Origin of the sequence: Leeuwenhoekiella blandensis MED217 (assembly GCF_000152985.1) — a bacterium.
GTDB classification, from domain to species: Bacteria; Bacteroidota; Bacteroidia; order Flavobacteriales; family Flavobacteriaceae; genus Leeuwenhoekiella; species Leeuwenhoekiella blandensis.
The window spans coordinates 1605071-1618598 of record NZ_CH672395.1 but is presented as its reverse complement, the minus strand read 5'-3'; the positions used below and the strand labels follow the sequence as shown (position 1 = coordinate 1618598).

General features: G+C 41.7%; 8 protein-coding genes and 1 pseudogene. 1 reads left to right on the top strand and 8 read right to left on the bottom strand.

The window, feature by feature from the left end; translation table 11 throughout:
* Positions 1–3 precede the first annotated feature (3 nt).
* The 5 genes and pseudogenes from MED217_RS07010 to MED217_RS06990 form a co-directional block, all read right to left on the bottom strand.
* On the bottom strand, positions 4–1224 hold the full coding sequence (locus MED217_RS07010) for a permease (RefSeq protein ID WP_009779795.1): 1221 nt from the start codon (positions 1222–1224) through the stop codon (positions 4–6).
* Positions 1225–1234: 10 nt separating this feature from the next.
* Positions 1235–1852 carry a DUF3347 domain-containing protein gene (locus MED217_RS07005; protein ID WP_009779794.1) on the bottom strand — a complete coding sequence of 206 codons (618 nt, stop codon included), beginning with the start codon at positions 1850–1852 and terminating at the stop codon, positions 1235–1237.
* A 4-nt stretch (positions 1853–1856) separates the two neighbouring features.
* Positions 1857–3083, bottom strand: a complete 1227-nt coding sequence (locus MED217_RS07000) for a TolC family protein (RefSeq protein WP_009779793.1) — start codon at positions 3081–3083, stop codon at positions 1857–1859.
* A gap of 4 nt (positions 3084–3087) precedes the next feature.
* A pseudogene (locus MED217_RS06995) lies at positions 3088–6803 on the bottom strand (efflux RND transporter permease subunit).
* 118 nt (positions 6804–6921) lie between these two features.
* A complete protein-coding gene (locus MED217_RS06990; protein WP_230199244.1) occupies positions 6922–7344 on the bottom strand; it encodes an HYC_CC_PP family protein in 423 nt (140 codons plus the stop codon).
* A 281-nt stretch (positions 7345–7625) separates the two neighbouring features.
* Between MED217_RS06990 and MED217_RS06980 the strand changes: the two genes are divergently transcribed.
* Positions 7626–9656 (top strand): LTA synthase family protein, encoded by a 2031-nt coding sequence (locus tag MED217_RS06980; protein ID WP_009779788.1) that lies wholly within the window; start codon positions 7626–7628, stop codon positions 9654–9656.
* An 8-nt stretch (positions 9657–9664) separates the two neighbouring features.
* Here the strand turns inward: MED217_RS06980 and MED217_RS06975 are convergent, their stop codons facing one another.
* The 3 genes from MED217_RS06975 to MED217_RS06965 are packed head-to-tail and all read right to left on the bottom strand — an operon-like array spanning position 9665 to position 13518.
* Entirely contained in the window at positions 9665–10816 is a 1152-nt protein-coding gene (locus MED217_RS06975) for a hypothetical protein (protein ID WP_009779787.1), read from the bottom strand.
* A gap of 2 nt (positions 10817–10818) precedes the next feature.
* Positions 10819–12078 carry a YaiO family outer membrane beta-barrel protein gene (locus MED217_RS06970; protein ID WP_009779786.1) on the bottom strand — a complete coding sequence of 420 codons (1260 nt, stop codon included), beginning with the start codon at positions 12076–12078 and terminating at the stop codon, positions 10819–10821.
* A gap of 12 nt (positions 12079–12090) precedes the next feature.
* Complete coding sequence (locus tag MED217_RS06965) at positions 12091–13518, bottom strand: glycosyltransferase family 2 protein (RefSeq protein WP_009779785.1); 1428 nt, start codon at positions 13516–13518, stop codon at positions 12091–12093.
* Positions 13519–13528 lie beyond the last annotated feature (10 nt).

The window sequence follows — 13528 nt, the reverse complement described above, 5'->3', positions numbered from 1 at the left end:
TCGCTAGACAAAAAACTTTACGATTAAACCTCCGGCTAGCCAGAAATAACAAAGGAATGCGGCGTACTTCAATGTGCTCTCCAAAGTCTTGCTTTTAGGTGCCATTTCTTTCATATGCATAATATCCTTCCGCTTAAAAAAGCCCAGATAGATCAGGTATCCTGAAACAGCCAAAAAAGCGAGATTCAAGAAAAACGTATAATCGATCTTGAAATATTCAGAATCCTGCACAGTCACCTGCGAAGGATCTGGTAGCATACTCAAAAGATCAAATCCATAATGCAAGATCAGCGAGGCTCCCACCAGTGCGGTGAACAACAAAAACAGAATAAACAACGACATCTTCCAACCGTAATATTTAGCGTTGATCCTCAAAATAGGAAACACCACCAGATCACTAAAAATAAATGCCATCACGCCGGCAAAACTCACCCCTTTTCCAAAAAGCAAAGCAGCCAGCGGAATATTCCCCATAGAACCGATAAAGGTGATGAATGCCGCGACCGGACCTACGATGATGTGCTCTAGAATTTCCAGAAAACTAAAGTCGGTATTCCCATTTCCCGAGCCGATGAACAAGGTTTGAAACCACGCATCAGGAACAAAAGCCGCCACGATACCGGCTATGGTAAAGCCTACGGTTACGTCTTTCCAAACCATCTTCCACTCCATTCCGTATTGCTTAGAAACTTTTGCCCAGCTTTCTTCAGACTTCATTTTTTCTTTCCAGGATTTAGAACCTGAATCCTCATCGGCTTCAGTATCACCCAGGTTTTTCCGCGCTTGCTCAATGAGCTTTTTCGGATTGATCAAACGGATTAAGATCCAGCTCAACAGAATAAGTAAAATACCTCCCACATATTCACCAACCACAAACTGCCAACCCAGAAAGATAGAAATGATAATCCCGAGTTCGATCACCAGATTGGTCGATGCCAGTAAAAAGGCAATGCTCGATACAAAACTTGCTCCTTTTTTAAACAGAGATTTGGTGGAAGCCAGCGCCGCAAAGCTGCACGAACTGCTGATAAACCCAAAAAAGGTTCCCAGCAGGACACCTTTGGTTTCCTTGCCTCCCATTGTTTTTTGCATTTTCTTTTCGGTGACAAAGATCTGTATCATACTGCTTATGATATAGCCCAGCGCAAACGCCCAAAGTGCCATCCAAAAAAATCCTGCCGTGGTGTAGGCTGCCTCGCCCCATTGTTTAAAAAAGTCAGTCATAAGCTTGTATTTATTGAGTTATCGTTGCTGTTACAGAACCACAATTCAACATTTTATCTCCAAAATAAGGGTTCTTGATCGCCGACTCGTTAGAAAACCAATCTGCTCCTTCGCCACTAAAGGCCATTGGGCAATGCTGCTTATACAGTGTTCCTGCGTTGATCGTACTTTTAAAATAAGCTTCAACAGCATTCGAAAATTTGGAAAAAGCTTCGCGTTGTGCTGCAACATCTTCGGTCTTTGCGATTCCTTCAGCCATTGCTTTTAGCTTGGCATTATCTTCGTCAAAAATCATTGCCAGTTGTGCTGCTTCTTGTTTCGCTTTTGCTGCATCAGTAGCGACCAAAGCTTCACGTACCGCATTGTAAGCTTTCCAAACTGCCATGGCATTTTCATCAGTAAACGCTAATGCCGCAGTATCTTCATTCATAGCTTCTGAAGTTTTTTCAGAAGTTGCGTGGTTCATTTCGCCCATTTCATCCATCTCGTCCATTTCCATAGATTCATCCATAGCATGATCCATTTCTAGTTCAACTTCAGCATCCTTATCTGATTTTTTATCATCCCCACAAGAAGCTAAGGTTAATGCCAAAACGGCGACACTCATAAATTTTACAGTCTCTTTCATTGTTTTAGATATTAGTTAAATAATTGATTAAAGCAGCCTGCTCATAGTAGTTTTGAACAGCCTGTAATTGTTTTAATTGAAATTCTAATTGTAATTCTTGTATATCAAGCACGTCGTTAAAATCGATGCTGCCGGTCTCGTAGCTTTTAAGCAGAATCTCTTCAGCATCTTGTGCCTGAGCTATATTTTGTTTTTGGGTATTAAAATTAATACGCGCCGTATTTTTATGCTGTTTAGCTTCTGCTAAAAGATTTTTTAAGGTGTTCAATCGTTGCGCTTTTTGCGCATCCAGCTCTTGCTGTCGCAACTCATTTTGGCGAGAAACCGATTTGTATTTGGAATTGAAAATAGGCACCGAAACCGAAACCATAGGCATCACGATATCCTTACCATTATCTGCCGGAAACATATCAGTACGTTCAGAAACCGGAATGTAATCTAAGCCTACGCCCCATTTTGGCGCGGCTTCCTGACGGTTTAAAATTTCGGCTTGTGTGACGCTTTCATACAATTTATCGTACTTCAAAAGCTCAGGATTCGCTGAAAGATCCTCTGAGTTAATCTGCTCATCTTCTATTGGAATAGATAAACTATCCACAACCAGAATGCGTCCTTCCGAAGCTGTGTTCAAGGTATTCTTAAACTGAATTTCTGCAGCGATACGTCGCTCTTCAAGAATTTGCTGCTGCGCTTTCAATTCGTTTTGACGCATCTCCAATTTAAGCACATCTACCACCGAAGCTTTTGCGACTTCCACCGCATTCAACGCTAATTCCTTATAGCGCTCGAGCAGCTCCACATTTTGCTGCACAACTTTGCTCTGCGCTTCAATAGTATACAATTTGTAATAGCCTTGAGCGACCGCCAGACCCAGCTTCCGCTTTGCAATCACATACTCAAGATATTCTGTTTCGACCAAAGCATCTTGATATTTTTCACGCTTTGATATAGTGCCAAACCAAGGCAACATTTGCTTCACCGAAAAACGCGCGCGCTGTGCGCCAACACGAGTTTCTGGCGTACTTACAAAATACCCCACACCAAACTCGGTATCCGGAAGGGTATTCACCTCGTTCACCTTTTCTTGCGCGATCGAATAACGCAATTCATAGGCCTGTACTTCCGGATTGTTGGTTTCAACTTCTGCTATATATCCGCTCAAATCCTGAGCAGTCGCCACAGCGGTGAAGCCTAATACTATTGCGGTCGCTATGTTAAATCTTTTATTCATGGCTTTAAAGTGCTAATTCTTTTTTCCAGCTGTACAACACGGGAACTATGAAGTACGAAGTCACGTCGATGATCATCCCTCCAAAAACGGGTATCGCCATCGGGATCATAATATCACTTCCCCGTCCTGTAGACGTCAATACCGGCAATAATGCCAAAATTGTGGTTACCGTTGTCATCAAACATGGTCGTATGCGTTTACCGGCAGCTTCCAACGTAGCGAGGCGTATTTGTTTTTTGTTCTTTGGCTTTTCAGCATCAAAAGTCTGAGTAAGATAAGTGGCCATAACCACACCGTCATCGGTCGCGATCCCAAAGAGTGCAATAAAACCAACCCAAACCGCCACACTCAGGTTTATGGTTTTCATATTGAATAAGTCCCTGAGATTCGCACCAAAAAAGTCGAAGTTTAAGAACCAATCCTGACCGTACAACCAAAGCATAATGAAGCCTCCGGCAAAAGCCACTGCGATTCCTGTAAAGACCATCAGGGAAGTTGTTACCGATTTAAACTGAAAATAAAGGATCAGGAAAATGATGATCAAGGCTAGCGGAACTACCACAGCTAAGGTTTTCTCAGCACGCAATTGGTTCTCATAAGTACCGGTAAATTGATAGCTTATTCCTTGCGGAACCACCAACTCCCCGGAATCTATCTTTGACTGAAGCACTGCCTGTGCATTTTCTACCACATCAACTTCAGCATAGCCATCGAGTTTATCAAACAGCACATAACCTACCAGAAACGTATCTTCACTTTTGATCACCTGTGGGCCTTGCTCATAACGGATATCTACAAGTTCGCCCAACGGCACCGGACTTCCACCGGAAACCGGAACATAAATTTTCTTAAGATCATCAGGATTTTCTCGAAGCTCCCTAGGATAACGCACCCGCACCGAATACCGCTCACGACCTTCAACGGTTTGCGTAATAGGCATTCCGCCTACAGCAACTTCAAGAACCTGCTGCACATCTGCAATGCTAATACCATAACGTGCCAATCGATCGCGTTTGATGTCGATGAGTAAATAGGGTTTGCCCACGATGCGATCTGCAAAAACTGCTTCTTGTTTGACGCCTTCGGTTTGCTTTAAAAGTTTTTCAAGCTGAAAACCAAAAGCCTCGATTTGTTTTAAATCCTGTCCTTTTACTTTGATCCCCATAGGTGCCCGCATTCCTGTTTGCAACATCACAAGCCGCGTTTCTATAGGTTGAAGTTTAGGCGCAGAAGTCACTCCCGGAAGTTTAGAAACCCGAGCTATCTCATTCCAGATGTCATCAGGAGACTGAATATCGGGACGCCAATTGCGGTAATATTCCCCATCTTCATCTTCGATCAAAGCTTCAGTGGTAACAGGAAAGCTTCTTGTATTTGCAGTGGCTTCTTCTTCAGTGGTATTTGGGTTATAGGTCTTGCCCCCTGTTTTCAATACAAAATAGCCTGCCTCATCCACTTGATACCGTTGTTTTTCACCGGCGGTATTCAGCATATATTCGGGTTTGTATTGAATGATATTCTCGTACATTGATAAAGGCGCAGGATCGAGTGCCGACTCGGTTCTTCCGGCTTTCCCCACCACGGTTTCAATCTCCGGGATACTCGCCACAGCCATATCAAGCTGTTGCAATACGCGTTTGTTTTCTTCTACACCGGCGTGCGGTAAAGAGGTTGGCATCAATAAAAAAGCACCTTCATTAAGCGCCGGCATAAACTCTTTACCCGCATTAGAAAGTATAAATCCGCCGGAAATCAATAAGCCAAGCGGAATGCTTAAAAACACAATTCGATTGGCCAGTGCCCAGCGTAAAATACGCTGGTAAAAACGACGCAACAGCCAAAATGCACCAAAAAATGCTGCACATAAAAGCGCTACAAAAATAAAGTTGATGAGGATGCTTCGGTTGAATCCTAATGGGCGCCAATAGGTTGCCAACAGAATTGCGATGGCTACGACGGTTAGTATACCTTCGGCATTTTTCAAATTATTGAAAGGAAGCGCTTTCGCTGCGCGTAAAAAATAAAGCGCACCAAAGGCGATCAATAGCAAGCCTAACCAAACTCCGTAGAAAATCGCTATAACACCTAAAACAATGAGAAGGGCATTAAGTGTTCTCGCGGTGGTCTTTTTAAAGTTTCGCTTTCTAAAAATTAAAGCGGCAAAGGGCGGAATGAGAAAAAGTGCAATGACCAGTGAAGCCGTTATGCAGCGGTTTTAGTAAATGCAAGCGGCCGAAACAATTTGCCCTCTGCTCCTACCATCGTAAATACTGGAATAAAGCTGATGATCGTAGTAAGCACGGCCGTAACGATCGCTCCGGAAACCTCAGCAGTAGCATTATAAATTATATTATTGAATGGAAGTTTTGATGGTTTAGCCGCTTCCTCATCCAAATGCCTGATCATATTTTCAGTCAAGATGACGCCGACATCTACCATCGTCCCGATGGCAATAGCGATACCTGAAAGAGCAACAATATTGGCATCTACCTCAAAGAGCTTCATCGCTACAAACACCATCAAAACAGCGACCGGTAATAATCCGGAGATCAAGACGGAAGCTCTCAAGTTGAAAATCATCACCACGATCACAAGAATGGTGATAAGAATCTCCATCGTAAGTGCTTCATCAAGCGTACCTAAAGTCTCTTGAATGAGCTGTGTACGATCGTAAAACGGAACGATCGTTAACTGGGATTTTCGCCCATCTGCAAGGGTTTTTGAAGGCAGCCCACCACTAATTTCCTGGATCTTTGCTTTGACATTGGTGATGACTTCCATAGGGTTGGCGCCATACCGCGCAACGACAACTCCGCCTACCACCTCTGCGCCTTCTTTATCAAGAATGCCGCGTCGTGGCGCAGGTCCTAAGCTTACGTTAGCCACATCTTTAACGCGAATAGACGTATACTCTTGAGCGGTGATCACGGCATTTTCTATATCTGCAATAGACTTGATGTAGCCTAAACCGCGTACCAGGTACTCCGCCTTATTGATCTCTAAAGTTTGTGCTCCTACATCTTCATTGCTCGACTTTACCGCTTTGACCAAAACATCCAGACTTATATTGTATTGTTTCAATAATTCTGGATTTACATCGATCTGATATTCCTGAACATAGCCTCCAATAGAAGCTACTTCAGAAACACCTCCAGCAGAAGCCAGACCATATTTCACATAATAATCCTGAATGCTACGCAATTCCTGCAAGTCCCAGCCGCCGGTCACATTCCCGGCTGCATCGCGTCCTTCTAAAGTATACCAATAGATTTGGCCCAATCCTGTAGCGTCAGGTCCCAGAGTTGGGTTAACACCGTCCGGTAGTAAACCGGAAGGCAGTGAGTTGAGCTTCTCTAAAATGCGACTGCGACTCCAGTAAAACTCAATATCTTCTTCAAATATGATGTAGATACTTGAAAAGCCAAACATCGACGAGCTGCGTATCGTTTTTACCCCGGGAATCCCCAGCAAAGCAGACGTTAACGGATAAGAGATCTGGTCTTCAATATCTTGAGGAGAACGGCCTTGCCATTGAGTAAAAACAATTTGCTGATTTTCTCCAATATCAGGAATGGCATCAACCGCAACCGGATCTCGTGGTACAAAACCCGTATCCCAATTGAAAGGCGCTGTAGCGATGCCCCAGCCCAATAAAAGAGCCAAGAGTAAAAAAGCTACCAGCTTATTTTCGATAAAAAATTTAATGCTTTTATTCAGCATAAGATATAATGTATGGTGTGAAACGCTATTTTTTCAGTCTAAATACTGAAGTATAAGCAGTTCTTCCGCGGATGCGAAACAACTAAGATACAGGCTCAAAGAACCTAACCATACATTATCAAATTAAATAAACCTCATCCAGAGTCTGAACGTCCCTGAAGAGTAACGGAGGTGTGTAGTTTGTATATGCTTTTGGAGTCACCGTTTGCGGTGTAAACAGCGCTGCGTAGGAATAGAAAAAAGAGGTAATAAAAACCTGTTGCTCTAGATCTATAGAAGTAAAGCTGGGTTTAAGATCGTCGTGACCTTTAGCGGTAACTGATTTATCTTGACAACACGATTTTTTTACAATCTGAAGATCGCATCCTGCATTTTCGCCAGGAGTGCTTAGCTCCATCCCGCAAGATTTTGCTTTTTGAACTAATGCATAATCCAACAAAGTATCGCCACAATAATGCATATTCACAGTAAAGGACATCGTCGTACAAAGTACTACGAAAGCCATCAACACTGCCATTATTTGTTTTGATACGTGTTTCATATTAATTACAAAGGTAATCAAAAATATAGCTCCGTGTAAAAGTTATCGTTAAGGGCCAGCTTTTTATCAAAAAAATGGATTTAACTTTATAACTTGAAACTGCTGAATAAACTACCTCAGGCCAAGCCTGTCTGCCGACAAAGGCAGGCCCATGAGGCATTGGTTGAAAACGAGTTTTCAATTTCGAGGCATCCCGATAATTATCGGGACGCAGTATTAAACCTTTTGGCGACGCCAATAAAGCAGACAGACTTTAGCCCTGTAACCCAGATCGCAACCGTATGAATCCAGAACAACCTGATAAAAAGATGACCACCCTTAAAAAAACTTTGAATGAATTTTCGGGTTTTGCACTTTTTCTATTTCTCGGAATTTTGTTTTCTAGAATTATAGAACTCTTTCTTTTTCAAACATCACAAAAATTACCTGTTGGCTTTTTTGAGCTGCTTTACAAAGGTTTTATAATCGATGTACTTTTCTGGTTATCTGCTATTTTTCCTGCGTATGTTTTATTCCTCATCATAAGCTTTATCAGCCTACGGGGAGCTAAAATTGTTTTCAATATAATTTGGGTGCTTTTCTTCAGTTGCAATTTGCTGTTTATCTATTACCATAAAACAGCACTGGTCCTTTTAGGCTCTGATCTTTTTGGATATTCGCTGGAAGATATTACACAAACGGTAGGCGCCTCTGGTGTTTTGGCTTTAGGAACTGTTCTTTTGTTTCTTGGTTTTGTCGCTTTGATCATTGCCGGATTGGTCTTTTTACGCCCTAAAATGAGCATCAACTTCATACCAGCCGGAGCTCTGGTTTTAATCGCGGGTATCGTGTTTATGTTTGACAGTTTTCCTAATCTCAGGCCACAGTATGAGCAAGACTTTACCAATAATCTCGTCACTAATAAAACACAACACTTTTTTAAGGCTGCAGAAGATTACCTTACACAAACCACCTATAAGCCCGATATTTATGCTGAAAATTACTTTGATCTATTAGAGCGCCGTATTGCCCAACAAGGCAAATTTGAATATACCGCTACTGCTTATCCTTTTCTTCATAAAGCAGAAACCACCGATGTTTTGAGTCCGTTTTTTGAAAAGAAATCCAGAAAACCCAATATGGTTTTTATCATTGTTGAAGGACTGGGCAGGGCTTTTACAAACGAAGAAGCCTACTTGGGAAATTTCACTCCTTTTTTAGACAGTCTGTCAAAACAAAGCCTGTACTTTAAAAACTTCTTGAGCAATGGAGGACGCACCTTTGCTGTGCTTCCTTCCCTTTTAGGATCGGCACCTTTTGCTGAAAATGGATTTTTGGCGCTTCAGGATAAAATGCCTAATCAGCTCTCATTGCTTAACGTTCTTGAGAAAAACGGCTATCAGAGCAGCTTCTTTTATGGTGGTGATGCCGGTTTTGATAATATGAGTGGATATCTCGACTTGAATAAAACAGCACGTATCTTTGACGAAGCATCATTTCCTGAAACTTTTGCAAAACTCCCGGAGGTTGGGGGCTTTACCTGGGGATATGGCGATGAGGAACTGTACGAGTTTTATTTAGATAAAAGTGCAGACGATACTCTTGCCACACCGCGTCTTGACGTCATATTGACGGTAAGCACGCACAACCCGTTTAGAGTGAATGATCAGGAGCGGTATAACAAGCTTTTTGAAAGTCAACTGCAGCGCTTAAATCTGAGTGCTGAACAACAAACGCAACGACAAAATTTTAAAGAAGAATTTGCGACCGTGCTTTATGCTGACGCCTCTTTAAAAAGACTATTTGAGCGCTACCGTAAGCGCACAGATTATGATAATACCATTTTTGTAATAACCGGAGATCATCGCATTCCTGAAATTCCATTGAGCACTAAGATCGACCGTTATCACGTGCCACTCATCATCTATTCGCCTCTACTTCAAAAAACAAAAGAAATAGCTGCGATCTCCTCACATTTTGACGTGGCTCCCAGTATTTTGAGATACTTAAATGCAACGCATGGGATCCCATTACCCAAGCAAACCAGCTTTTTGAGTAAAGGCCTTGACACTTCGAGTACCTTTAGAAACATCCATCAAATCCCGTTGATGCAAACCAAAACAGACCTGATCGATTTTGTTTCTGAAACTTATCACTTGAATGGTAATCAATTGTACAAGCTGTATCCCAACCTATATGAGGAAGCTATTACCGATGAAGGAAAAAAAGAAGAATTACTAACTGCTTTTTCAGAATTTAAAAAACGAAATCAACAAATAGCCAACGGAAGTCCTTTAGTTCCTGACAGTTTGATCACCCGATATGCGCACTAAAAATACGGCTACATTTGATCGTAAGTTTCACTTAAGATCTGAGTGACCAGAGGTTTGTAGAAATTGAAGAAAAACCCACCGCGATCTGAAGGTTCTTTAGCGTTATAAAAAAAGCTTTTCAACAAACCGATTCCTTTAAAATAAGAAGTCGTAAAACCTATAGGGTTATCACTAAAATCACCGGCTAAATAGTAAAAATCATAATCTGAATCACTATGGTTAATGACCGCCGGGAAGGTATTGGGTATTCCATATTTTTTTAACTCCTGTGCTCCTGCCGTGTTGGTTGCGAGTTGGTAACTGGCATAGGTTGTATTCACCTGCGTATCACTTTCCATAATTTCAAACCAAAAAGGATACTTTTCTTTTTCGGGCAGGTCAAAGCGCTCTTGTCCTGCTGCAGTAGCATAAACAAAAGGCAACGGATTGTTGAGATGGGTTTCGTTTTCTAAAATAACCACTGTACCCGAATCATCGTTAACCAAAACGACGCCATCTTTGGTAAATGGCCAATTCCCGTTGTGGTTATTTTTGTAATTGGTTAAAATCCAGGAAGGCAGTTCTTGATTCACATTTTCATCTAAAGAATCAAAATAACGACCACTCCAGCCTGTGAAACGCACATGGTATAATGCTTCAAACGCTGCTCTAATAGGTTTTGGAGTCGGACTGGACAAACAGTTAAATTCTGCGATAACCGGCTTTTGCTTTGCCTTCATCTGTTTGATGAAATTGATATCCTTTTCACTCAATCCACCGTATAAAACCCCTGGTCTTTTACTGTAATTAGCATACCACTCTTGCTTGTAAATCCCATAGGTATCTGTGATATACAGCATATCTGAATCATCGCTTAATAAGCTTAATGCTTCAGCAGGAAAACGCTCGATCCCTTTGATAGCATATGCTGTATCTTTTTTTGGGAAAAAACCAAAATAGTCACGCTCCACTTCATAGGCTTCAGAACCACTTTTCATAAAGCGGTTGTGATTTAACACCCAGTGAAAAGAGATGTGTTCCTGACCGTCTGTATTAAAAACCGTTTTGTCGATTATAGCGGCTGTAAGGTATTTTTTTGGCGTAAAATACCAGGAAAGAAACGATACTAGTGGTGCTAGAACGACTAGGAGCAAAATGATTCTGAGCGCTTTTTGCCACATAATTAGAAACGTTTAATAAAGCCCACACTTACAGAGAACTGAAGCCCACTGCTATCTGCTGCATATTCCTGATCTTCAAGCCCCGCCTGAGCTGTCAAGACGTGAGTTGCACCCAACAGCTTCCTGTAAAACAAGGTCAGGTTATTAGAGCGCAAACGCGTGATCGTGGCCCCGTTAAAAAGTGCACTATTGGCATTATCATCCGGAGAGATTCCTGTACCGATTCTTGCACCAATAAAATCATCTGCACCCCCAAAATAATACCTCACCGTAAGCGCATAGGATTGTGATAACGCACTGTCTGAAGGCGTCAAATAGGTTCTGAAGTTGAACCAATAGTTTTTATAGTATTTCCCCAAGCCCAAGGTATACACAAACGTGTCATCGTCAAAAGCCAAATATCTAAATCCCGCGTCTGCTTCAAAAGAAGCCGGAAGGTTTGAAAACAAAGAAAACCCTGCACGATACTGCGGAAAAATCCCGCTATCGCTAGATATACCAAGGTTTACATAGGTATAAAACACGTCTGATATTCTGGGGTAAGCATCTACCTCAAACTGAAGCGCATCAGTCCTGAATCGGTTGGCAAAATTAATACGTGCAGCGACAGAGCCCAGCTTGGTTTGCCTGATATAGTCAAGCGCAGCCAAATGCCACGGATCATCAAATCGTTCATCAAAATAAACAAATTCATAGTTGAGACCTACAGCGTTCTTAGCGGTTGCGCTATTGATACTGCTCAATAAACTGCGTGCCTGATCGAGTTTAGGGTTTTGTTCTAAAAGCCCCTGCAGCGTGGCTGTAGCTTCTTCATAAGCTTCCAGATCTCTTAACACTTTTGCTTTTAAAAGCCCTAAATTTTCAGATTCAGGATGATAGTCTAATCCATTATTTACAACTTTCAGCGCTGCTTCAGAATTATCGTTCCAAAATTCCAGATTTCCGTAGGCAAAACTCGCTTCCTCGTGTCCTTTTTCTTTAGCCAATACTTCTTCAAAAGCCATTCGCGCTTGAGGCAAACTGTCTGAGTAGGTATAAATTCGACCTAGAAATACGCGTACTTCCAGATAATCGGGACTTTTTTTAAGCGCCGCCTTTAAGAGTGCGATCGCCTTGGGGTAATCATCTTCTTCAAAAGCAGCATTGCGCGCTTGTGTGTAAAGTTCATCTGTAGTATACTCCTGTTCCTGTGCCACAGCGGCAAACGAAACCAAGAAAATAGCCAGTATAACAGCTTTAAAAGTTTGGTACAAATGGGGCATGATTCTTATTTTTTAAGTTTTACCGGAATTTCCCAATCCTGCTCGAGACATTTCTCCCCAGGATTTTTTTCCGCGAATTAAATCAATATTTCCTTTAACTGCCGCCCACATAACAATAGGGTGATACAGGATAGGTTCTAATAAAGCCGTAAATATGAGCATAAACATATATTTTGGCTTTTTATACTGCTGAAAAGAGTATTCTTCAAAGAAGATCGCTGTGATCGAAAATAGTATAGAAAAGGTATAGATCACAATGAAAAAGATCATAAATACCTGAAAATTTATCTTTCCAAGAAGCATAAGAACGATAAAAAATAGAATTCCGATAAACTCGATAATTGGCGCAAACCACTCAAAAAACATCCAGTACGGTGTGCTCAATAATCCTAAAACTCCATATTTAGGATTGAAAAGCATTTTCTTATGCAGCATTAAGGTCTCTACTGTTCCACGCGCCCAGCGATTGCGCTGCCGGCGTAAGACCTGGGTGCTCTCCGGCACTTCGGTCCAACATAAAGGGTCGGGAACAAAACCCACCTTATAAGGGATTCCTTGTTCACGCATAACCCTACGCATACGCACGAGCAACTCCATGTCTTCGCCCACCGTATTGTGGTTATAGCCCCCGGCTTCAATAACCGTTTGTTTGTCAAACATCCCAAAAGCTCCAGAGATGAGCAACAAACCATCAACCCGTGACCAGGCCATTCTCCCCATCAAAAAAGCCCTAAAATATTCTAAGATCTGTGCCTTCCCTAGAAACGTTCGCGGGAGACGCACTTCGATGATTCGTCCATCTTCTATGATACAATTATTGGCCACGCGAATGATTCCGCCACTGGCGATCACGCGTTTTGTATTGTTCAAAAAGGGTCTTATGAGCTTTAAAAGCGAGTTGCGCTCTAAAACACAATCTACATCAATACAGCAGATCACATCGTGTATGCAACAGTTGATTCCCATATTCAAAGCGTCGGCTTTACCACCATTCTCTTTATCGATGACCCTAAGGTTTTTATAAGCTTTAATTTTAGACTTATAAATTCCCTTTAGTTTTTTTGTCGCTATATGATTGTAATGAATAGGCTCTTGCTCTTCGAGTTGAAAAGTAGTTATGAGCTTTTGTAGCGAATTGTCTTTACTCCCATCATTTATGATCACTATCTCAAAAGAAGGATAATTTAACGTCAACAGCGAGCGTATGTTTTCAACAAGATTTGCTTCCTCATTATAGGCGGGAGCCAATACGGAGATCGCTGGTAAATTGGCTGACTGTAAAAGGGCTGCGTCGTCCTGAAAGTTATTTCTACGTTTATAATCCCGAATTTCGAAGATTGAAAAAAATGCAGAAAAAATATATCCCGAAATGATAATTAACCCATAGATCAAAAACAGGACACTAAAAACTTCTATAATAGTGGTTGCGTTAAGTTGCAAGTTGTTCAAT